The organism is Pseudoprimorskyibacter insulae (assembly GCF_900302505.1).
Taxonomy (GTDB): domain Bacteria; phylum Pseudomonadota; class Alphaproteobacteria; order Rhodobacterales; family Rhodobacteraceae; genus Pseudoprimorskyibacter; species Pseudoprimorskyibacter insulae.
The window spans coordinates 203824-225558 of the sequence record NZ_OMOJ01000005.1 but is presented as its reverse complement, the minus strand read 5'-3'; the positions used below and the strand labels follow the sequence as shown (position 1 = coordinate 225558).

The following is a 21735-nucleotide window of genomic DNA, read 5'->3' as shown; positions in this document are numbered from 1 at the left end:
GTCGCGGGCCTTATGCACCAGATCTGCGGGCGAGTGTAGGCTCGACTTACCGATTGACGAACTCTGCGGCCAAGGCGCCCACGGTGAAGGTGGTATTTCCCTCTGAGACCACGGCAATCACCTGCCAGCCATCCGGTCCCCGCTGCAAAATCGGCCCGCCGGAATTGCCCCAGCGGGTCGGGCAGGTGATCTGCCAGCCGCCCCGCGCCGCCATGCCCGCACAGTCGAACCGGGCCGACAAACGATTGGGGCGCAGGTCGAAATAGCCAACGATGGCACAGGGGCCGTCCGCAGGGGCGGCGACGGGCAGGGGCGCGATGTCCAGCGGCGCGGCCAAATGGATCAGCGCCAGATCATAGGGCAGGCGCGGCGGATCGCCCGCCTCGGGGTGGAGCGTGACCTCGCGCACCAGCCCATGCCCGGCATAGCGCCCGCCAAACCATCCGGCGACAAAGTGCAGATCGCTCAGCCGCGCCATCGCGCCCCCGCGCATCACACAATGCGCCGCCGTCAACACCAGATCCGGCGCAATCAGCGTGCCGGTACACATGCCCGTTTGGCTGTAGCCGGCAATATTCACCCGCCCCACGGCCAGCCACTCCCCCCGTGCCTCAGGGTCCAGCGGCGGCAAAGGATCGGCAAAGGCCGGGCCTGCGAGGGCGAGGAGGAGGGCGAGAAGGCGGGTCATTCGTCTGGTTTGGTGCCGTTGGGGTTCATCTTGAGCACCTCGCGCTGCCATTTGCGCCATGCGGCGTCAAATTCTTTCCAGCCAGCTTTCTTGTCGAGCCAATGGGCAGGTTGGCCGTATTCACCAAACGCCGCGCGTGTGTCGTCCGATAACAATGTGGTTCGATCGCCGAATGCTTTTTCGATTTGATCATGTGTCAGCTTGAGCAAGACAAGGTCGGTTTCAGGAAAAGCTGCTCCGTAAATCGAGGTGTCCATCATCTTAGTTGTTAGGCCAAATGTTGCTTTTCGGAAGTCCGCCGAATCCAAATTTGTTTGGAATAGGTCGACTCCATTCAAGTTTGCGCCATTGAAACGAGCGTTGCTTAAATTGAGTTTGCTAAGGTCATAATTTTGTAGATTTGCAAATCTTAGATCGAGGCGATAACCATGTTCGGACCGGGTATTGTTTTGACGCTCTAAGCTGATGCTTTTCCGCCCTCTTCGGCCAATTACGTCAATTGCCGCTTGAATATCAGCTCTAGCTTCCATCTTATTGCGGTTTTTAAGCCTTTGAAGTCTTGTTGACGCTTTCGGCGACGTCTCGCGGACATAAGCGCACAGTATTTCCATAACTCGGACATGGTCTCGGTCGCTTGCTTGGCTGATACGTTCGAGAGCATAAATCGCTCCAATCCGCACTTCGAGGTTCGGAACGGTTTCTGAAAACACTTGCCATTCTTTGTGCTTAGGATTTTTGGCATTTCGTGGAATATTTGCATCTTCCTGAAACCATTGAATTTCTGAGTTGGTTACATTCCATATGTCATAGTCATAGCCCAAGTACATTTCGCCGGTGTCTTGGTCTTCGCGGGCGCTTTTTACTCCATTGAAGCGATAACCCCAGTGTTGCTCGGTTCCTTCCAAGTGTCGTTCCAAATCTTGCAGGGCGTCTCTTTCGTTAATTGCATCAAAGCGGACGGTTTCTGGCATTATGTAGCTAACAATCCGCCCGATACGGTCTACTTTTTTCTCTGCCCCCAATCCCTCAACTGCCTTATTGATCTGTTCTGTGATCAGGCGTTGTTCGGTTGCGTCGGTTTGGCGAGAGGAATGTCCGAGCCTTAGGAGCGTAACCGGCAAGGCGATGACCGCGCCCAGAACAGTTGTCAGCGCGGCAAGCTGGGTGATGTGAAAGCGGAAGGCACGGTCGCCGTCCTCGACATTACTGCCGACCGGAAGGGGGCGGGTGATCGTATCGGCGATCAGGTAGAAGAGGCCCAGCGACAACAGCAAGAAGACCACAAGCCACAGCATAGCGACGGGCAAAAAGACGCCGCTGCCAAGTTTGTCCATGCCCATCGTGGCCTGCACGCGGCCGAGCCATGGCGCGTCTAGGTCCTCGCCCTCGGGTTGGGCGCGTAGGGCAAACCACAGGATAAGGCAAAGCGTGGCCAATCCTGCCGCCGTGATAAGGGTTTCTGGGGCCACCGGAATGGTAATCGTCGTCTGCATCATCAATCACTCATCCAAATCACTTGCCCATGACGCTAACCCGCATCGTGGGGCGCTTCAATCGGGGTGGGGCGAATGGGCTGGCGTGGCTTGCAAATCGGCCTTGCGGCGCATAGGTTCCGCGCGACATCTGCGGGGGTGCCCCGCAATCACTCAAGGAGCATCCCATGGAAGGCAACGCCTTTGCCCAATTCGTCCCGCTGATCCTGATCTTCGCGATCATGTATTTCCTGCTGATCCGTCCGCAGCAGAAGAAAATGAAAGACCACCAGAAAATGGTGCAGGCCCTGACCCGCGGCGACCGTGTCGTGACCCAGGGCGGTCTGATCGGCAAAGTCGTAAAAGTCCGTGAAGACAACGAGGTAGAGGTCGAGATTGCAGAAGGCGTGAAAGTGCGCGTCGTGCAGTCGACCATCGCTCAGGTCTTGTCGAAGTCCGAACCGGCAAGCGCCTGATCCAGTCGAAAGGCCCCCTGATGCTGCAAATCGAGCTATGGAAGCGCATCCTTGTCTGGATGCTGGTGGTGGCGGGGTTGGCCTTTGCGGTGCCGAACGCCTTTTACAGTCGCGTTGAAGGGCACAATGATGCCGTCGCCGCGATTGAGGCGGGTGCCGATACACCCGAAAATCAGGCAAAGGCGGCCGATTGGCCGTCTTACTTGCCGTCAACTCTGGTTAATCTAGGGCTTGACCTGCGCGGCGGTGCGCATCTGCTGGCCGAAGTGAAGGTCGCCGATGTCTATGCCTCGCGGATGGAGGCCCTGTGGCCCGAAGTGCGTGACCTGCTGCGCCCGGAACGCGCGACGGTCGGCACGATCCGCCTGCAAGACAGCGATCCGCTGGAATTGCGGGTCAAGATTTCTCAGCCCGAAGGCATGCCGCGTGCGGTGGAACTGGTGCGCGGTCTGGCGCAGCCCGTTGCGTCGCTCACCGGGGCAGGTTCGACCGATCTGGAAGTGCGGGCCGAGGCCGATACGCTGGTGGTGACCTTGTCCGAGGCCGAGCGTCAGGCGATGGACGACCGCACCGTGCGCCAGTCGCTTGAGATCATCCGCCGCCGGATCGATGAGGTTGGCACGCGCGAACCCACGATCCAGCGTCAGGGCGAAGACCGCATTTTGATTCAGGTGCCGGGCATTGGATCGGCATCTGAACTGAAGGCGATCATAGGCACCACGGCGCAACTGACCTTCCAGCCGGTTGTTGGGCGCACCGACAACCCCGACCAATCCGTGCAATCGGGCCAAGAGGTTCTGCCGGTTGTGGGCCGTGAGGGCAGCTATGACATTCTGGAATCCGCGCCTGTTGTGACGGGCGAGGAACTGGTGGATGCGCAGCCGTCGTTTGACCAGAACGGCCGCCCGGCGGTCAGCTTCCGGTTCAACGCTTCGGGCGCGCGGAAATTTGGCGATTACACCGCTGAAAACATCGGTAGCCCTTTTGCCATCGTTCTGGATGACGAGGTCATCAGCGACCCGGTCATCCAAAGCCATATCGCGGGCGGGTCGGGCATCATCACCGGCAGCTTCACCGTCGAAGAAAGCACCAATCTGGCGGTTCTGCTGCGGGCTGGTGCACTTCCGGCTGGTCTGAACTTCCTTGAAGAACGGACCATTGGGCCGGAACTGGGCGCAGACAGCATCGCGGCGGGCAAAGTTGCCAGCCTTGTTGGTCTGGGTCTGGTGGTTGTCTACATGATCCTCAGCTACGGGCTGTTTGGCGTTTTCGCGACCATCGCGCTGGGTCTGAACATCGGCCTGATCTTTGGCGTTCTGTCGGCCATTGGCGGCACGCTGACCTTGCCGGGGATTGCCGGTATCGTTTTGACCATCGGTATGGCGGTCGATGCCAACGTGCTGGTGTTTGAACGTATCCGAGAAGAGCTGCGGACCGCCAAAGGCCCGTCGCGCGCGATTGCGCTGGGGTATGACAAGGCGCTGTCGGCCATTTTGGATGCCAACATCACCACTTTCATCATTGCAGTGATCCTGTTCGCGCTTGGCTCTGGCCCGGTGCGGGGCTTCGCGATCACGCTGGGCCTTGGTATTCTGACCTCGGTCTTTGCGGCGATCTGGCTGACCCGTCTGATGATCGTGATGTGGTTTGAACGGGCGCGTCCGCGTCAGTTCACCATTCGCGGCATGCGGATTGTGCGCGATGACACCAAGATCAACTTCTTCCGCTGGATCAAATTCACCTTCGGCGCATCTGCGGTGGCGGTTGTCATGTCGCTTGCGGCGTGGGGGACGATCGGCCTGAACTTCGGGATCGACTTCCGCGGCGGCACGACCCTGCGAACCGAAAGCGCGCAGGCGATTGATGTGGGCGCCTATCGCGACTCGATCGCGCCGCTGGGCCTTGGCGATGTGACCATCACCGAAGTCTTTGACCCGACCTTTGGGCCGGATCAGAACGTGGCGATGATCCGCATTCAGGCGCAGGACGGCGATGAGGCCATGTCGCCCGAAGCCATCGCGCAGGTAGAGTCCGCGTTGCAGGCGGCATCGCCCGATGTCAAATTCACCAGCGTTGAAAGCGTTGGGCCGAAGGTCTCGGGCGAATTGATCATGACGGCGATCTATTCGCTGGCGGCGGCTGTCGCGGCGATCCTGGTCTATATCTGGCTGCGGTTCGAATGGCAGTTCGCCGTGGGCGCTGTGGCGGCGCTGGTGCATGACGTTGCGATCACCATCGGCATCTTCGCCATCGCCGGGATCAGGTTTGACCTCAGCACGATTGCGGCGCTTCTGACCATCGTCGGCTATTCGATCAACGATACCGTGGTTATCTTTGACCGCCTTCGCGAAAACCTGCGCAAATACAAGCAGATGGACCTGCGCGAATTGATGAACCTGACAGTCAACGAGACCCTGAGCCGGACCTTGATGACTTCGGGCACCACGCTTCTGGCGCTGATTGCCTTGCTGGCATTGGGCGGCGACGTGATCCGCGGGTTCGTCTTTGCAATCACGTGGGGCATCATCGTCGGCACCTATTCGTCGGTCTATGTGGCCAAGAACATCGTGCTTATGCTGGGTGTAAAACGTGACTGGTCGAAGGCTTCGGCCTCTGATCCGACCGTCCCAAATGACTGAAACCTTTATGCTGGCCCTTCAAATTGAGGGGCTGGCATTCATTCTATTGGCCGTCTTCGCAGCCGGGGTCGTTTATGGCTTCGCCGGTTTCGGGGCGGCCTTAATTTTTATGCCTGTCGCCAGCCGGTTCATCCCGGTTGAGATGGCCATTGGCGCATTTGCGCTTGGCGGGCTGGCCTCGGCGGCGACGGTGCTGCCCAAGACACTGCCTTTGGTCCAACGCAGGCCCATGGCGATTATGCTGGGCGCGGCGATTGTATCCGTCTCGCTTGGCATCTTGGTGCTGCGCCATAGCGATGTTGTCGCGCTGCGTTGGGCGGTTATTGCGGTCTGCACGATCACCCTGATTGCGCTTGTCAGCGGCTGGCGTCATGCCACACCGCCGACGTCGCGCAACCGCGCCTTGCTGGGGGCGGCGACCGGGTTCGTTGGCGGCACGACGGGGCTAACCGGTCCGGTGCTGGTGCTGTTCCAATTGTCCAGCCGTGACAGTGTCGAACGCAGCCGCGCCACGCTGGCGACCTTTCTGACACTGCTGTCGATCCTGATGATCCCGCTGATGGCGGTGCAAGGGGCCTTGCCCGGCCATGCGGTCGCGCTTGGCCTTCTGCTGTTGCCGCCCTATGCTTTGGGCTGTTGGATCGGGGCGCGGATGTTCCGCCCTGACCGGGAATATCTGTATCGCACCGTGGCTTACGGTTTGATCGGTTGCGCCATTTTGCTTGGCCTGCCGATCTGGCATTAAACGAAAAAGGAGCGGGGCCATGCGCCTGAATGAGATCCAGTTCACCGATGCAAAGCCTGTCGATGGCTATGGTCCCGGATTTTTCCGCGTCGCGGGCGAGGCTCTGGAAGGGCCGCTGCTGATGACCGCCACGGGGGCCAAGCCTTGGGCGGGCAGCGACGATCCCGCGCCGCTTTTGGCCTTGGCGGGGTCAGTTGATGTGCTGTTCTTTGGCACCGGGGCCGAAACCGCCTATGCGCCGCGTGCCCTGCGCGACGCGCTTGAGGCGGCGGGCATCGGGGTTGAGGCTATGAACACGCCCTCGGCCTGCCGGACCTATAACATCCTGTTGTCCGAAGGGCGGCGCGTTGCTTTGGCGGCTTTGCCGGTGTGATGCGGGCCTGCGGTTGGAAATGCCGCGGCAATAGTCCTTTTGCGATGGGGCGTCCTGCGGTAAGGCTTTGCTTATGTTGACTGTTACCGATCTTTGCGTGGCCCGTGGCGGGCTGGCCATCCTTGAGGGCGTGTCGTTCGAATTGGCGGCGGGGCGGGCCTTGGTGCTGCGCGGGCCAAATGGCGCGGGCAAGACCACGCTGCTGCGCACGGTTGCCGGATTGCAACCTGCCGAGGCCGGAGAGATTTCGGGCGGCGGCGAAGCGATCGCATATGCGGGCCATTCCGACGGTTTGAAAGCGATGCTGAGCGTGCGCGAAAACCTGGCCTTCTGGGCCTCGGTCTTCGATGCGGGCGGGGTGGATGACGCGTTGAAGGCGTTCGATCTTGTCACCCTTCAGGACCGGATGGCCGGCACCCTGTCGGCGGGGCAAAAGCGCCGCTTGGGTCTGGCGCGGCTGATGGTGACGGGCCGTCCGATTTGGGTGCTTGATGAACCGACGGTATCGCTGGATGCGGCTTCGGTCGCGCTGTTCGCTGATGCGGTGCGCGGGCATCTGGCGCAGGGCGGTTCGGCCCTGATGGCCACCCATATCGATCTGGGCATCCCCGAGGCCGAGGTGTTCGACGTTGGCCCCTTCAAGGCGAAACCCCGCGCGGCCGCAATGGATGAGGCGTTCCTGTGATTGCGCTGTTGATCCGTGACTTGCGGCTTGCGGTGCGTGCAGGCGGGGGCTTTGGCCTAGGGCTGGCGTTCTTTCTGATTGTCGTGGTTCTGGTGCCCTTTGCTGTTGGCCCGCAGACGCAGCTATTGGCGGCGATTTCGCCGGGCGTTCTGTGGATCGGGGCGCTGCTGGCGTGCCTGTTGTCGCTGGACCGGATCTTTGCACTGGATTGGGAGGACGGATCGCTTGATCTGCTGGCCACAGCGCCCCTGCCGATGGAGGGGGTCGTGTCGGTCAAGGCGCTGGCGCATTGGCTGACCACCGGCTTGCCTTTGGTGCTGGTTGCGCCGCTGCTGGGCGTTTTGCTGAACCTGCCGGTGCAGGGCTATGGCTGGCTGGTGGTGTCGCTGGCCATTGGCACCCCGGCGCTGAGCGTGATCGGCACCTTTGGCGCGGCGCTGACCGTGGGGCTGAAACGCGGCGGGCTGCTGATGTCGCTGCTGGTTCTACCGCTTTATGTGCCAACGCTGATTTTCGGGGCCGAGGTGGCGCGGCGCGGGGCCGATGGTCTGGCGGTGAAAACAGCGTTGCTGATGGAGGCGGGAATCAGCTTTGGCGTGATCGCGCTATTGCCCTTCGCATCCGCCGCTGTTCTGCGTATCAACATCCGATGACCGCGCATCTTGCACGCCATTGGCACATGGCCGAGGACGGGCGCGTTGTCTGCGACCTGTGCCCGCGTTTGTGTGCCCTGCGCGATGGGCAACGGGGCATGTGCTTCGTCCGGATGCGGCAGGGCGATGCGCTGGTGCTGGACACCTATGGGCGGTCGTCTGGGTTTTGCATCGACCCGATTGAAAAGAAGCCGCTGAACCACTTCTACCCCGGCACCCCGGTTCTGAGCTTTGGCACTGCTGGTTGCAATCTGGCCTGTAAGTTCTGCCAGAACCACGACATTTCCAAATCCAAGGACATGGACCGCAGCGCCGAACCCGCGCCGCCTGCGCTGATTGCGGCGGCCTCTGCCTGCGCAGGGGCGCTGTCAGTGGCCTATACCTACAACGATCCAGTCATCTTTCTGGAATACGCGCTGGACACCGCCGATGAGTGCCGCAAGCGCGGGCTGAAGAATGTCGGCGTGACGGCGGGCTATATCAGCGACTGCGCGCGGGCTGAATTCTTTGGGGCGATGGATGCGGTCAATATCGACCTCAAGGCGTTCTCCGAAATCTTCTATCGCAAACTGACCGGGTCCGAGCTTGGCCCCGTTCTGGACAGCATCGCCTATGCGGTGAATGAGGCCGATTGCTGGGTCGAGTTGACGACACTGATCATCCCCGGCGAAAACGACAGCCCCGAGGAACTGACCGGTATGGCCGATTGGATTTTGGCCAATTGCGGGCCGGATGTGCCGCTGCACTTCACCGCCTTCACCCCGCATTACCGCCTGATGGACCGGCCCAAGACCACGCTTGAATCGCTTCTGGCCGCGCGCGACATCGCCAAGGGCAGGGGGCTGCGGCATGTCTATGTCGGCAATGTGAACCATGTTGAGGCACAGTCGAGCTATTGCCACGGTTGCGGCGCGCGGGTGATCGAGCGCGATTGGCATCAACTGACCGGCTGGGCGTTGGATGACACGGGCCATTGCACTGCCTGCAAGACACGCTTTCCGGGGCGGTTTGATGGCCCGCCGGGCGATTGGGGGCGCAAGCGTCAACCGGTCTCACTGCGGATCCAGTTGGAAACCGATATTTGATTTGAACCGAACCACCAAGCGGGATAACGAACAGACATGTCGATTTGGGAATATGCAAACCCGGTGAAATTCATTCGCACCACCGATAAGGTGCTGCCTTGGATTGCTGGTCTCGCCGCCGTGGCCTTGGTTATCGGGCTTGGCTGGGGGTTCTTTTTCACGCCCGATGATTACCGTCAGGGCTCGACCGTCAAGATCATCTACATCCACGTGCCAAGCGCCTTTCTGGCGATCAATGCTTGGCTGATGATGCTTGTCGCCTCGCTGATCTGGATTGTGCGGCGGCACCATGTCAGTGCGTTGGCCGCGCGGGCGGCGGCGCCTGTGGGCGCGGTGATGACGCTGATCGCGCTGATCACCGGGGCGATCTGGGGCCAGCCGATGTGGGGCACATGGTGGGAATGGGATCCGCGCCTGACCTCGTTCCTGATCCTGTTTCTGTTCTATCTGGGCTATATGGCCCTGTGGGAAGCGATTGAGAATGACGACACCGCCGCTGATCTGACCTCGATCCTGTGTTTGGTCGGGTCGGTCTTTGCGCTGCTGAGCCGCTATGCCGTGAACTTCTGGAATCAAGGGCTGCACCAAGGGTCGTCCGTGATGCGGGCAGGCGCTGCTACCGGCGATACGACCGAACGGGTCAGCAATGTCTTTGCCGTGCCGCTGTTCATCTCGATTGCTGGGTTTGCCCTGCTGTTCATCGCGCTGGTGTTCCTGCGCACTCAAACCGAAATTCGCGCGCGCCGGATGCGTGCGCTATTGGCACGGGAGCGTCAGGCATGATGCCCGAACTTGGGAAATATGCAGGCACGGTTTTGTCGGCCTATGGGGCGTCGATTGTGTTGTTGGTCGTGCTTGTGGCGGCCAGTTGGCGCCGGGCCCGAAAGGTGAAAGCCGCGCTTGCGAAGGTGGAGAACCCCGATGGCTAAAGTATCCCCGCTGATGGTTCTGCCGCCGTTGATTTTTGCCGGGCTGGCGGGGCTGTTCTATGTCGGCATGTTCCGCGAAGACCCCGATAGCCTGCCGTCCACCCGCATTGGCCAGCCTGCGCCTGCGGTGACTGAGGTCGCGCTGCCGGGCTTTGCGGCGATCACGCCTGCCGATCTTGCGGCGGATGAAGTGACGGTGGTGAACTTCTGGGCCAGCTGGTGCCCGCCTTGCCGGGCCGAGCATCCGATCCTGCTGCAAATGCAGGAACAAGGCGTGCATTTGATCGGTGTGAACTTCAAAGACGACGAGGCGAACGCCACCAAATACCTGACCGACGAAGGCAACCCCTTTGACGCGGTCGCCTTTGATCCGCAGGGCCGCACGGCGATTGAATGGGGCGTGACCGCCCCGCCAGAGACCTTCATTCTGGATGGCGAAGGCACGGTGCTGTACCGTTTTGCCGGGCCGCTGGTCGGGTCGGACTATGAACAGCGGTTCTTGCCGGAACTGCAAAAGGCACAGGCCAAGTAAGTTCACCAGATAGGACAATGTAAAAAGCGCCCCAAGGGGCGCTTTTTAGTTCCTGTAAGCGATGGACATCGGCGCCTCGGCATCGCCGGGGGCCTGCGTGGCGACACCCGCAATCGCCAATGCGATCAGGATACCCGCCTGAAAAAGGGTCATCTTTGTCATTTTGCACTCAAAAGGTCAGGTCAAATCAATGATATAAAGGTGCCACAGGTCGCCTCCTGTGGATAGGTCATGAATTCCTGACGCTTGGCCCCTCTTGAAATGCAAAAGCCCCCCGCCAAGGCGGAGGGCCGTTTTGTCAGCGATGCGCCGGGCTTAGGTTCCTGCGGCCAGATTGCGCAGCACGTAATGCAGAACGCCGCCGTGTTCGATATATTCGATCTCAATCGCGGTATCGATCCGGCACTTCAGCTGGATCGTCTTTTCGGACCCGTCGCCAAAGGTGATGGTGCAGGGCACCTCTTGCAGGGGTTGGATCGTGTCCAGGCCGCTGATTGCGATCGTCTCATCCCCTTTCAGGCCCAGCGACTTGCGCGTGTCGCCGGCGGTGAATTCAAACGGGATCACACCCATGCCAACCAGGTTCGAGCGGTGAATTCGTTCAAACGATTCGGCGATCACGGCTTTGACGCCCAGCAGGTTGGTGCCTTTGGCCGCCCAGTCACGCGAAGACCCCGCGCCATACTGTTCGCCGCCGAACACAACCAGCGGCGTGCCCGCCTCTTGGTAGGCCATCGAGGCGTCATAGATCGAAGTCTGCTCGCCATCGGGGCCTTTGGTATAGCCGCCTTCAACACCGTCCAGCATTTCGTTCTTGATGCGGATATTGGCGAAGGTGCCGCGCATCATCACTTCGTGGTTGCCACGGCGCGAGCCATAAGAGTTGAATTCGCGCACAGGCACCTGATGCGAGGTCAGGTATTGACCGGCGGGGGTTTCGGCCTTGAACGACCCAGCGGGCGAGATGTGGTCCGTGGTGACCATATCGCCGAGGATCGCCAAGACCTTGGCACCGTCTATGTTGGTGATCTTACCCGCGTCCTTGCCCATGCCACGGAAATAGGGCGGGTTCTGGATATAGGTCGATCCTGCGGGCCAATCGTAGGTTTCGCCGCCGTTCACCTGCACGGCCTGCCATTTCTCATCGCCTTTGAACACATCGGCGTATTTCTTTTGGAAGGCGTCGCGCGTCACGGTCTGATCGACCAGTTCCGCGATTTCCTGATTGGTCGGCCAGATGTCTTTCAGGAAGACGTCCTTGCCGTCTTTGTCTTGGCCCAGTGGTTCGGTCGTCAGGTCGATGTTCATGTCCCCGGCCAGCGCGTACGCTACAACCAGCGGCGGCGAGGCCAGATAGTTGGCGCGGACGTCCGGCGAAATGCGGCCTTCGAAGTTGCGGTTGCCCGACAGAACCGCCGTGGCCACCAGATCGCCCTCGGCAATCGCGTCCGAAATTTCCTTCTGGAGCGGGCCAGAGTTGCCGATGCAGGTGGTGCAGCCATAGCCAACAAGGTTGAAGCCGATGGCGTCCAGATCCTCTTGCAGGCCCGCAGCCTCAAGATATTCGGTCACGACCTGCGATCCCGGCGCGAGCGAGGTTTTCACCCATGGCTTACGATCCAGACCCAGCGCGCGGGCTTTGCGCGCCACGAGGCCTGCGCCAACCATCACATAGGGGTTCGAGGTGTTGGTGCAGGAGGTGATCGAGGCAATCACAACCTTGCCGGAGGACATGGTGTAATCTTCGCCAGCCACGGCCACCTCTTTGCCCATATCGCGCTTGAAGGTGGATTCCATTTCATGGGCAAAGGCCGATTTGGCATTGGTCAGCGGCAGGTAATCCTGCGGGCGCTTCGGGCCTGAAATGGCAGGCACGATTGACCCCATGTCAAGCTCCAGCGTCGAGCTATAGACCGGATCGTAATCGGCGGTGCGCCAGAACCCGTTTTCCTTGGCGTAGGCTTCGACCAGCGCGATGCGGTCCTCATCGCGGCCGGTTTGGCGCAGGTAGCGCAGGGTTTCATCGTCAATCGGGAAAAAGCCGCATGTCGCGCCGTATTCCGGTGCCATATTGGCAATGGTCGCGCGGTCGGCCAACGGCAGTTTGTCCAGACCTTCGCCATAGAATTCAACGAATTTGCCAACCACGCCATGGGCGCGCAGCATTTCGACGACCTTCAGAACAAGGTCGGTCGCGGTGGTGCCTTCGACCATTTCGCCGGTCAGCTTGAAGCCAACGACTTCGGGGATCAGCATCGAGATCGGCTGCCCCAGCATCGCGGCTTCGGCCTCAATCCCGCCGACGCCCCAGCCCAGAACGGCCAGACCGTTGACCATGGTGGTGTGGCTGTCAGTGCCGACCAGCGTGTCAGGATATGCGACGGTTGCACCGGTTTGGTCGGTGTCGGTCCAGACGGTCTGGGCAAGATATTCCACGTTCACCTGATGGCAAATGCCCGTGCCGGGTGGGACAACGCGGAAGTTGTTGAACGCGGTCTGACCCCATTTGAGGAACTCATACCGTTCCATATTCCGTTCATATTCGCGGTCCACGTTCATCTGGAAGGCGCGCGGATTGCCGAATTCGTCAATCATGACCGAATGGTCAATGACCAGATCCACCGGGTTCAGCGGGTTGATCTTTTGCACGTCGCCGCCCAAGCCCTTGATCCCGTCGCGCATGGCGGCAAGATCCACCACGGCAGGCACGCCGGTGAAATCCTGCATCAGCACGCGGGCAGGGCGGTAGGCGATTTCGCGCGGATTCTGCCCGCCATTCGCGCCCCATTCGGCAAAGGCTTTGATGTCGTCCACCGAAACGGTCTTGCCGTCTTCGAAGCGCAGCATGTTTTCCAGCACCACCTTCAAGGCGGCGGGCAGCTTGGAAAAATCACCAAGTCCTGCCTCCTGCGCGGCGGGGATGGAATAATAATTGATGGACTGGCCGTTCACCGACAGGGTTTTGCGGGTTTTGGCGGTGTCCTGGCCAACGGAAATGGGCATGGGCGTACCTTTCTTATGAAATACGGGTCTAAGGTATAGCTGATCCGTTATCTGTTGTTTTCCAGTCTACCGTTCAAGGGGAGAGGGTGAATTTGTATACCGATGTACACAAATTTTAATGCCCTGCGCGAACATGGCCAAATGGACACGTCTCACCAAGTCTCGCAAATGGTTGATTGGTTATTTCATAAGGGTTTCATTACATGTTGGAGGCAACAGCGAAATTCAGGATCACCGCAAGATGAACAAGGGTATGAAGTGGGTCGGAGCCGCGTGTATGGCGGCAGCGTCATTTGGTGCGGCCAAGGCCGACCCGGTTGTGGTCGAATTGTTCACCTCGCAGGGGTGTTCGTCTTGCCCCGCCGCGGATGAGCTGCTTGCGATGCTTGCGGACCGCGATGATGTGATCCCGCTGGCGCTGCACATTGATTACTGGGATTACATCGGCTGGAAGGATGCCTTTGCCGATCCGGTCTATACCCATCGTCAGAAGGCCTATGCCCGCAGCGGTGGGCGCAACATGGTCTATACCCCGCAGATGATCATTGACGGTATGGACGAAGTTGTCGGCAACCGGCCCATGGATGTGGCCGATCTGATTGCCAAACGCGCCAAAGCGCCGGGGCGGGATCCGGTGGATCTGACCATCGGGCGGACGGGCGGTATCGTGTCGATTTCGGCCGAGGCTGCGCAGCCCTTGCCGACGGGGGCCGATGTCTATCTTGTGCGCTATTCGCCCAGCGAAGTGGTCAATATTCTGCGCGGCGAAAATGCCGGGAAAACCCTGACCTATTCGCATATTGTCACCGATTGGCAGTTGGTTGGCCATTGGGGCGGGCAGGGTGCCTACACGGCGTCGGTGCCTGCGAATGGGGACGCGCCGGTCGTCGTTTTGATTCAGGCCGAAGGCTATGGTCCGATGCTGGCGGCGGCCCGTATCGAATAGGCTTACGCCTTCCAGCGGCGATGAATCCAGAACCACTGGCCCATGTTTTCGCGCACCAGCGCCTCTAGGTCGTGGTTGACGGCTTGGGTCATGGTGACGGCATCGGTGTGCGGGATCGGGGCATTCACCAAGATCTGAAAGCCAAGCCCGTCGGGTTGGCGCACAGAATAGACCGGGATCAGTTCCGCATCGTATTTCAGCGCCAATTCCGCCGTGATGGTGGAGGTCAGCGCAGGCTGGCCAAAGAAATCCAGCCGTTCGCCGCCATAGGCGTTCAGATCGGTCAGAATGCCCAGCACGCCGCCCGATTTGATGTGGCGCACCATCTGCGCCATGCCTTTGCGGCCCTGTTCGAACATCGGCGTGCCAATGGCGGAAATCGCGCGCACGTAATGGTCGTTGAACCACGGGTTTGAGGCACGCCGATAGAGCGCGCCCATATGGTGCCCCCGCGCGATCAGATTGGCGCGGGCCGCGTCGTAATTGCCGAAATGCGCGGTCACAAGGATCACCGGGCGACCCTCGGCGCGGGCGGATTCGAGCGCGTCGAGCCCCGGCCCGGAAATCGGTGCGGCAATCGCGCGGTCCTTGAATTCTTGGCCCGAGTAAATCTCGATCATGGTGCGGCCAACGTTGTTGGGCACGGCGCGGCACAGCCGCTTGACCTCGGCCTCGGGCAGGTCGGGGCAGGCATGGGCCAGATTGGCGCGGATGCGTTTTGGCCATCCGGCCAATGGCGACACCACGCGCGACACAACCCAGCCCATCATGGGCACGCGCATCCGGTACGGCAGCGCCAGCGCAAGACCGATCAGCCCGCGCAAAACGCGGTCCGTCAGCCATTGGGCGCGGGTGCCTTTCGGGGCGTCTGTGTCGGGCGTGTCGGTCATCGGTTCCGCTTGGCAGCATCTGTTGCCGTGCCGAGATAGGCGGATGGGCTGCAAAGCTCAAGCGTGTCATTCGTCTTCGTCAGTCTGCTTCAGCTCAATCTCGCCGGATTTTTCCATATCGCGGATGGCAGCGACGATGGCGGACATCCCGGCCTCGGCATCGCGGGGGCGCACTTTGCCCCGGTCGGCCACTTCGTCCTGAAGGGTTTGGGCCATGCGTTTGGACATGTTGCGCAGCAGGAATTCCACCGCGGCTTGTTCTTCGGGCGTGGCGGCGCCGGCGAAGGCGTTGACGATATCCGCCTGATCGACGTCGCGGGTGATCTTGGGCGCGTCCTGCGGGCGCAGACGGTCGGGGATATTGGCGAAGGTAAAGATGGCCCGGCGCACCGCATCGGCAAATTCGGCGTCAGATTCGTCCAGCCCCGTCAGGACATCTTCGCGCGTGTCGGTGTTGGAGAAGTTCAGGATCGCGCCAAGGCGCTGCACGGGGGCGGCATCGAAGGCGCGGCTGGGTTCGGCATCCAGTTGCGCGGCAAGGCTAAGGCCGATGCGGTCCACCGCGTCGGGGGTGATATTGCCGGTCAGGGACATGGCATAGGTGATCCGCCGCGCCCGTTCGCCGGGCAATTGGCCCAGCAGTTGCGCGGCCTTGGCCACATCCAGCTTGGACACCATCACGGCGGCAACTTCGATGCTTTCGGCGGAGGCGAAATGCAACAGTTTTTCCTGGGGCAAGCCGCCAATGCGCACCCAAGGATCGCCTGCTTGGCGCACCCCGGCCTCTTTGCGCAGGCGGCGGGCGGTTTTTGGGCTGATCTTGCCATCCAGCGCATGTAGTGCCCCGGCCATCCCACCGGGAAAGCGCAGGCCCACCGCCTCAAGCTCAGCCGTGAATTCGGCGATGACGGCGTTGAGCGTGTCGCGGTCCACATAGCGCATCGCGCCCATTTGAAAGGTCAGTTCGGCCTGTAAATCATCCGGAAGGGTGGTCAGCGGGATTTCGGCGCCTTCGTTTAGCAAAAACTGCACGACAATCGCGGCCTTGGCCTTGCGCGACAAGGGTTTCCGCGTCGCCGGAGCGGCGGCAGGCGCGGGCAGGGCCGCGAGTGAGTGCAAGTGTTCCATACCGGACGCTCCGTTCAAGTTTCCTCAACGGATAGCGTCCCAAGGTTTCCAGTCGGTTAAACTTAACCGGTCACCATCTTGCAGCTATTGGTTTCCGCGTCATAGACCGACCCCGCTGCGCAGGTGGGCGTATGGTCGGAACATTGCGTTTCTTGGGCAAGCGTTGCGCCGGGGGTCAAAACGGCGGCTAACAGAAGCAGTCTGGCAAGTGTCATAGCGGGCCCTTTCCCAGTGTGATCCGATCAATCTACCACAAAAATGGGCCAAACCAAAAAAGAAGGGCCGCCCAGATGGACGGCCCCCTAAACTTACTGTGCAAGCAATCAGCTTTCGCCGAAAACGCGGGCAAAAATCGTGTCGACGTGTTTGGTGTGGTATTCCATGTCAAACTTGGCGTTGATCGCCTCTTCGCCCAATGCGGCCACAACCTCGGCATCGGCCAGAAGCAGCTCGCGGAAATCGACGCGGTCTTCCCAGACCTTCAGCGCGTTGCGCTGCACCATCGAATAGGCGTCTTCGCGCGACACACCCGCTTGGGTCAGGGCCAGAAGCACGCGCTGCGACATCACCAGACCGGGGAATTTGTTCATGTTGTCCAGCATGTTCTGCGGGAACACCAGCATCTTGTCGATCACGCCGGTCAGACGGTTCAGCGCGAAGTCCAGCGTGATGGTCGCGTCCGGGCCGATGCCACGTTCAACCGAGCTGTGCGAAATGTCACGTTCGTGCCAAAGCGCGACGTTTTCCATCGCCGGGATCACGGTCATGCGGACAAGACGGGCCAGACCGGTCAGGTTTTCGGTCAGAACCGGGTTCTTTTTGTGCGGCATCGCCGACGAGCCCTTTTGGCCCATCGAGAAGAATTCCGCGCCTTCCAGAACCTCGGTGCGCTGCATGTGGCGAATCTCAATCGCGACGTTCTCGATCGACGATGCGATCACGCCCAGCGTGGCAAAGAACATCGCGTGACGGTCGCGCGGGATGACCTGCGTGCTAATTGGCTCGGGGCTGAGGCCCAACTTGGCGCAGACATGTTCTTCGACGCGCGGGTCAATGTTGGCAAAGGTGCCAACCGCGCCCGAGATCGCGCCGGTGGCCACTTCTTCGCGCGCCAGTTTCAGGCGGGTCAGGTTGCGGTCCATCTCGGCGTAGAAGCGGGCAAAGGTCAGACCCATTGTGGTGGGTTCTGCGTGGATGCCGTGGCTGCGGCCAACGCGAACGGTCATCTTGTGTTCCAGCGCGCGTTTTTTCAGCGCGGCCAGAAGGTTTTCCATGTCGGTGATCAGGATGTCAGCGGCGCGGACAAGCTGCACGTTCAGGCAGGTGTCCAGCACGTCCGAGCTGGTCATGCCCTGGTGCACAAATCGCGCCTCTTCGCTGCCGACATGTTCGGCAAGGTGCGTAAGGAAGGCGATGACGTCATGCTTGGTGACGGCTTCGATTTCGTCGATGCGGGCGACGTCGAATTCCACGTCCTTGGCTTTCCAGACCGCGTCGGCGTTTTCGCGCGGGATCACGCCCAGATCGGCCTGCGCGTCACAGGCATGGGCCTCGATCTCGTACCAGATCTTGAACTTGGTCTCGGGCGACCAGATGGCAACCATATCGGGGCGGGCATAACGAGGGATCATCGGCGGACCTTTTTATCATCGGAAGGAGCTTTGAGCGCGGGCTTTATACCTTACGCGGCGTATGCTCAAGGCGGCGTTGCGCCGCTTGTCATCGCGGGGGCCTGCGCGGTAACAGCGCGGCAAGCCAAACTGGGGGAAATCGCATGACGCCTGAGCATATCGCCGACTTCGCAGGGCGCTGGCAGTTGTCGCGCAGGATTGACGATGCGCAGGCGGGGCAGGTTCTGACTTTCGACGGGCTGTGCGAGATTGCCCAAACTAAGGACGGCGGTGATTGGCTTTACCGCGAAGAGGGGCATATGACCCTGCCGGATGGGGGGCGGATGGCGGGCACACGGCAATATCTTTGGCGGCAGGTTGGCCAAACGATTGCGGTGTTCTTTGAGGATGGCCGGTTCTTCCATGACTTCGCGCTAGAGCCGTCAGTCAGCGCCGATCACTGGTGCGACCCCGATCAATATGCGGTGTCATATGACTTTGAGGACTGGCCAAACTGGTCGGCAACTTGGACGGTGAAAGGCCCGCGCAAGGATTATGTCATGGCTACAAAGTTTGCAAAGTTTTTGGAGAAATGACTTTGCAAAGTGGGTCGCGCACTATGCAGCTTTGCGCGAAAGCCGATGCTGCACCGCAGATGCACCTTGCGAGACAGGGGCAGTTGGGGCAAAACAGCTTCTAACGCAACATATGTGAAAGGGGATCTCCCGATGAGCTTGGCTCTTAACCGTGGTGTTCTAGTAGACGCCTTTGGCGCCAATGAAGGCGCCGCGCTGCGTATCAAGCAGGTCGCTCTGGTCGTGTTCGGCATTCTGGCGCTGGCCGTTGCCGCAAAGATCAAAGTGCCGATGTGGCCGGTCCCGATCACGATGGGCACCTTCGCCGTTCTGAGCATTGGCGCCGCCTATGGCGCGCGCCTTGGTCTGGCAACCATCCTTGGTTACATGCTGGTTGGTGCGCTTGGCTTTGACGTCTTCGCCGGATCGTCGGCTGAAAAGTTTGGCCTTGAGTACATGATGGGCGGCACGGGCGGCTATCTGGTTGGCTACGTTCTGGCCACCGTTGCCTTGGGCGTTCTGGCCAGCAAGGGCTGGGACCGGTCGCCGGTGAAAATGGCCGGTGCGATGCTGCTGGGCAACGTCATCATTTACGTTCCGGGCCTGATCTGGCTGGGCATGCTGTATGGCTGGGACAAGCCGATCCTTCAGTGGGGTCTGACCCCGTTCCTGGTTGGCGACGTGATCAAGCTGGCGCTGGCCGCACTGGTTCTGCCGATGGCATGGAAATTCGTCGGTCGCGCACGCGGCTGATTGAAATCGATCTGATTGACCTAAGGGCGCGGGCTTCGGCTCGCGCCTTTTTCGTTGGCGGCAGGGCGGCGCGGGCCTAGAACCGGCGTATGATCCTACAAACCAACATCCCCTACGACCCGCTGACACGGCACCGGTTGCCCGGTATCCGCCCTTTGGGCAATTTGCCGTGGTTGATCGCGGATGAGGCGCACGCGGGCCAGATGGCCCTGCGCGATAGCCTGCTGACCGAAACGCCGGACTTGGTCAAAGCGCAGCAACCGGGCGCCGAAGACGCCGCCGCGGAGCTTTTACAGCACGTCCTGACGCATTTGCCAAAAGGCTATCGGGTCGCTGATGAGCGGTGCCAGCGACCCGATGGCGCTTGGATCGACCTGACCAACACGTCCCCCCTAGAGACAGCGGGAAGACTGGTACAAGAAGACCTGTGCCTTTTGCGTCCGACGTCGGACGGCGAATATAATCTGGTGGCGGCAATACTTTGTTTTCCGGCGAGCTGGACGCTGGCTGAGAAAATAGGGCGGCCGATGACGGCCATCCACGCGCCGGTGGACGAATACGATCCTACCATGGCGCGCCGGGTGGGGCGGCTGTTCGATTGCCTTCGCGATGATGCGCCGCTGTGGCGGTACAACGCGATGTGGTACAGCGATCCTTCCTTGTTCCAGCCCCGGTTGGAAGCAGCCCCCAGACGGCCTGCAGTTGAAGGCACGAAATACATGCGTTCAGAACGACAGGTGCTAAAGCGGCTTCCCAAAAGCGGGGCCGTCGTCTTTTCAATCCACAGCTATGTGCTGCGGCCGGGTTGGAGCGTTACTCCGTTGCGATGAACTGCGCTTGCGCGGGTTCTGCCATGGCTTCTTCGACGCGGACCGTTTCACTGAGTGATGCGTGCAGCAGAATGCCAAGCGCCAGACCTGCGGCGACTTTGCCATAGCCGCTATTGGCCAGTTCCATCGACCCGAACCAAGCCTGCTTGATCAGCTGCGACGGGTCGCGGCGATAGATCGGCGCAGGACGTTCGCGCATTTGCTTGGCAATGTCATCCATCAGCGGGCCGTCACCATTGGGGCGTGCATGGAGCGGCTTGTTGCGGCGCGGTTCCTGCGCGGGGGCAAGATCGGCAAAGCGGCTGGCGGTTATCATGCTTTTGCTACCGAAGAAGGCCAAGGCCTGGGGGCGGTCGAAGGTTTCGACAGACGGGCCCCAGTACACAATCGCCGGATCTTTGTGGGTCATGCGGCCAAGGACCGATTGCGCAATCCGCTTTAGGGCGGACAGGGCGCTCATTGGGGGGCGCTTGTCATCGTCATCACGATCGACATCCACGGTCACCGACAGATGCGACTTGTGGCTTTGCACCATCTGGCGCTTTGCCTGAGTCATCTGGCCGCGACCAACGATCATCTGAACGTCGAACAGACGTGTGGGTGCCTTGGCATCCATATAGACGACCGAACCGCGCAGCGCACCGCTCGCAAACTCGACATAGCAGCCGGGAATGTGGCGCAGGATACGCAGGGGGCGTTTCAGCAGCGCCAGATCGCGGCGCAGCTCGCAGAGCATTTCTTTGACGTCAAACAGACCACGTGCCTGCCCAGCGTCACCGTTAAACAAAATTGCAACCTCGTTACCGGACTGTAGACCTGAAGTCATTTTCTCACTCCGATTGCATTTCTAGTACGCTCTACCATGAGGTGCAATTGGGGCGCAAAATGCGCGTCGAAAGGACGTTTTAAAGAAAATATTAAGGATTAAACATGGCCGTGAAGTAACAGATTGGTAACAACGTCCATGTAGCCATGGGATTGTAGTGCCGAATATGTCCCGGCCAAGCTTAACGCCTGGGTTGAAAGTCTGAAATCAGCACTGCGCGCGTTTGTAACGGCAAGTGCGCCAGCGACAGCGGGGGAAAGAAAACTGGTTGTCCCAGTAATTAACCAAGCTGCCGCTTTTATTCGACTCTCGGCCTTCTTATGACGCTCGTTGACGTTAAAGTCAACTATCTTTTGATAATTGTTATGCGAAGTAGCGTCAACATCTTCTGTTTCAAATATGTTTGATAAATCGGGCAGTGACGCCCGCTTTGTTTCCTTTTGGTGTTCGGACTCTGCCGACTTGAATATTTCAAGGCCCGAAAGTTCATCTTTAAGTAGCAATGTCCGCGGCCTTAGCCACTCAACCAGGTCGGCATCTGTGCGCACGATTGCGGTCAGGATGATTTGTTTAAGCGTTTTCAGGGCTTTTTTGGACATTGCCAGTTCTGATTCGTCCAACTGGCAAACGCGGAAGGTGACCTTTGGGCCGTAGTCGCTGAACGGGTCAGGCTGGATGTGTACGGCAAGGCTGTCGGATTTCCAAATTTTTCCGTCTTCTGAGCCGATGGGCAAAGCGCCAAGACGCATGTCATTGCGGATCAAAGCATTGCGGACCGTTGCGCGATAGGCATTGGGATCCATTTCCCCAGCTGATGGGAAAATAATAGAGGCATATATTGCTTTGGCGTTTCGCATTGCTTCAACCGATATCGAAGGGGGTATCGGTGATCTAAAG

Annotated in this window: 23 protein-coding genes; 14 read left to right on the top strand and 9 right to left on the bottom strand. The window is 60.0% G+C overall.

From position 1 onward, the window contains the following. Positions 1 to 46: 46 nt before the first annotated feature. Together PRI8871_RS13365 and PRI8871_RS13360 are read right to left on the bottom strand one after the other, a co-directional pair. On the bottom strand, positions 47 to 688 hold the full coding sequence (locus PRI8871_RS13365) for a trypsin-like serine peptidase (RefSeq protein ID WP_181389465.1): 642 nt from the start codon (positions 686 to 688) through the stop codon (positions 47 to 49). Beyond that, positions 685 to 2184 carry a pentapeptide repeat-containing protein gene (locus PRI8871_RS13360; protein ID WP_108886807.1) on the bottom strand — a complete coding sequence of 500 codons (1500 nt, stop codon included), beginning with the start codon at positions 2182 to 2184 and terminating at the stop codon, positions 685 to 687. The genes PRI8871_RS13365 and PRI8871_RS13360 overlap by 4 nt, the downstream gene beginning before the upstream one ends. Before the next feature lie 164 nt (positions 2185 to 2348). On the opposite strand from PRI8871_RS13360, the gene yajC reads away from it, so the two are divergent. From yajC to PRI8871_RS13310, 10 genes are all read left to right on the top strand, one after another. Continuing rightward, a complete protein-coding gene (gene yajC / locus PRI8871_RS13355; RefSeq protein WP_108886727.1) occupies positions 2349 to 2636 on the top strand; it encodes a preprotein translocase subunit YajC in 288 nt (95 codons plus the stop codon). Between the two features lie 20 nt (positions 2637 to 2656). After that, entirely contained in the window at positions 2657 to 5275 is a 2619-nt protein-coding gene (gene secD / locus PRI8871_RS13350) for a protein translocase subunit SecD (RefSeq protein WP_108886726.1), read from the top strand. 7 nt (positions 5276 to 5282) lie between these two features. Next, complete coding sequence (locus PRI8871_RS13345; protein ID WP_245897868.1) at positions 5283 to 6020, top strand: sulfite exporter TauE/SafE family protein; 738 nt, start codon at positions 5283 to 5285, stop codon at positions 6018 to 6020. 19 nt (positions 6021 to 6039) lie between these two features. After that, positions 6040 to 6393 (top strand): Mth938-like domain-containing protein, encoded by a 354-nt coding sequence (locus PRI8871_RS13340; RefSeq protein ID WP_108886724.1) that lies wholly within the window; start codon positions 6040 to 6042, stop codon positions 6391 to 6393. 73 nt (positions 6394 to 6466) lie between these two features. Continuing rightward, the gene (ccmA, locus tag PRI8871_RS13335) at positions 6467 to 7078 is read left to right on the top strand and encodes a heme ABC exporter ATP-binding protein CcmA (protein ID WP_108886723.1); all 612 of its coding nucleotides are present in this window, start codon (positions 6467 to 6469) and stop codon (positions 7076 to 7078) included. After that, positions 7075 to 7731 (top strand): heme exporter protein CcmB, encoded by a 657-nt coding sequence (gene ccmB / locus PRI8871_RS13330; RefSeq protein ID WP_108886722.1) that lies wholly within the window; start codon positions 7075 to 7077, stop codon positions 7729 to 7731. The genes ccmA and ccmB overlap by 4 nt, the downstream gene beginning before the upstream one ends. Then, positions 7728 to 8816 (top strand): AmmeMemoRadiSam system radical SAM enzyme, encoded by a 1089-nt coding sequence (amrS, locus tag PRI8871_RS13325; RefSeq protein WP_108886721.1) that lies wholly within the window; start codon positions 7728 to 7730, stop codon positions 8814 to 8816. The genes ccmB and amrS overlap by 4 nt, the downstream gene beginning before the upstream one ends. A 36-nt stretch (positions 8817 to 8852) precedes the next feature. After that, the gene (locus PRI8871_RS13320) at positions 8853 to 9599 is read left to right on the top strand and encodes a heme ABC transporter permease (protein WP_108886720.1); all 747 of its coding nucleotides are present in this window, start codon (positions 8853 to 8855) and stop codon (positions 9597 to 9599) included. Continuing rightward, complete coding sequence (gene ccmD / locus PRI8871_RS13315; RefSeq protein WP_108886806.1) at positions 9599 to 9745, top strand: heme exporter protein CcmD; 147 nt, start codon at positions 9599 to 9601, stop codon at positions 9743 to 9745. The genes PRI8871_RS13320 and ccmD overlap by 1 nt, the downstream gene beginning before the upstream one ends. Further along, positions 9738 to 10277, top strand: coding sequence for a DsbE family thiol:disulfide interchange protein (locus PRI8871_RS13310; protein WP_108886719.1), 540 nt, complete (start codon positions 9738 to 9740; stop codon positions 10275 to 10277). Before ccmD ends, PRI8871_RS13310 begins: the two co-directional genes overlap by 8 nt. Positions 10278 to 10592: 315 nt before the next feature. Here PRI8871_RS13310 and acnA read toward each other — a convergent pair whose 3' ends face one another. Further along, the gene (gene acnA, locus PRI8871_RS13305) at positions 10593 to 13280 is read right to left on the bottom strand and encodes an aconitate hydratase AcnA (protein ID WP_108886718.1); all 2688 of its coding nucleotides are present in this window, start codon (positions 13278 to 13280) and stop codon (positions 10593 to 10595) included. A 277-nt stretch (positions 13281 to 13557) separates the two neighbouring features. Here acnA and PRI8871_RS13300 point away from each other — a divergent pair, with 277 nt between their 5' ends. Continuing rightward, positions 13558 to 14226 carry a DUF1223 domain-containing protein gene (locus PRI8871_RS13300; RefSeq protein ID WP_245897866.1) on the top strand — a complete coding sequence of 223 codons (669 nt, stop codon included), beginning with the start codon at positions 13558 to 13560 and terminating at the stop codon, positions 14224 to 14226. Positions 14227 to 14228: 2 nt separating this feature from the next. Here the strand turns inward: PRI8871_RS13300 and PRI8871_RS13295 are convergent, their stop codons facing one another. From PRI8871_RS13295 to purB, 4 genes are all read right to left on the bottom strand, one after another. Then, positions 14229 to 15116 carry a lysophospholipid acyltransferase family protein gene (locus PRI8871_RS13295; protein ID WP_108886716.1) on the bottom strand — a complete coding sequence of 296 codons (888 nt, stop codon included), beginning with the start codon at positions 15114 to 15116 and terminating at the stop codon, positions 14229 to 14231. A gap of 66 nt (positions 15117 to 15182) precedes the next feature. Further along, complete coding sequence (locus PRI8871_RS13290) at positions 15183 to 16244, bottom strand: flagellar motor switch protein FliG (RefSeq protein ID WP_108886715.1); 1062 nt, start codon at positions 16242 to 16244, stop codon at positions 15183 to 15185. Positions 16245 to 16306: 62 nt separating this feature from the next. After that, positions 16307 to 16459 (bottom strand): adenylosuccinate lyase, encoded by a 153-nt coding sequence (locus PRI8871_RS13285; protein WP_108886714.1) that lies wholly within the window; start codon positions 16457 to 16459, stop codon positions 16307 to 16309. 108 nt (positions 16460 to 16567) lie between these two features. Continuing rightward, a complete protein-coding gene (gene purB / locus PRI8871_RS13280) occupies positions 16568 to 17875 on the bottom strand; it encodes an adenylosuccinate lyase (protein ID WP_108886713.1) in 1308 nt (435 codons plus the stop codon). 143 nt (positions 17876 to 18018) lie between these two features. Between purB and PRI8871_RS13275 the strand changes: the two genes are divergently transcribed. From PRI8871_RS13275 to PRI8871_RS13265, 3 genes are all read left to right on the top strand, one after another. After that, on the top strand, positions 18019 to 18450 hold the full coding sequence (locus tag PRI8871_RS13275) for a DUF6314 family protein (protein WP_108886712.1): 432 nt from the start codon (positions 18019 to 18021) through the stop codon (positions 18448 to 18450). A 132-nt stretch (positions 18451 to 18582) separates the two neighbouring features. Beyond that, complete coding sequence (locus tag PRI8871_RS13270) at positions 18583 to 19182, top strand: biotin transporter BioY (protein ID WP_108886711.1); 600 nt, start codon at positions 18583 to 18585, stop codon at positions 19180 to 19182. Positions 19183 to 19271: 89 nt separating this feature from the next. Next, positions 19272 to 20012, top strand: coding sequence for a heme-dependent oxidative N-demethylase family protein (locus tag PRI8871_RS13265; RefSeq protein ID WP_108886710.1), 741 nt, complete (start codon positions 19272 to 19274; stop codon positions 20010 to 20012). Here PRI8871_RS13265 and PRI8871_RS13260 read toward each other — a convergent pair. Both PRI8871_RS13260 and PRI8871_RS13255 read right to left on the bottom strand, forming a co-directional pair. Then, a complete protein-coding gene (locus PRI8871_RS13260; protein ID WP_108886709.1) occupies positions 19996 to 20838 on the bottom strand; it encodes a hypothetical protein in 843 nt (280 codons plus the stop codon). The genes PRI8871_RS13265 and PRI8871_RS13260 overlap by 17 nt on opposite strands. A gap of 98 nt (positions 20839 to 20936) precedes the next feature. Next, positions 20937 to 21695 (bottom strand): hypothetical protein, encoded by a 759-nt coding sequence (locus tag PRI8871_RS13255; protein WP_108886708.1) that lies wholly within the window; start codon positions 21693 to 21695, stop codon positions 20937 to 20939. Positions 21696 to 21735 lie beyond the last annotated feature (40 nt).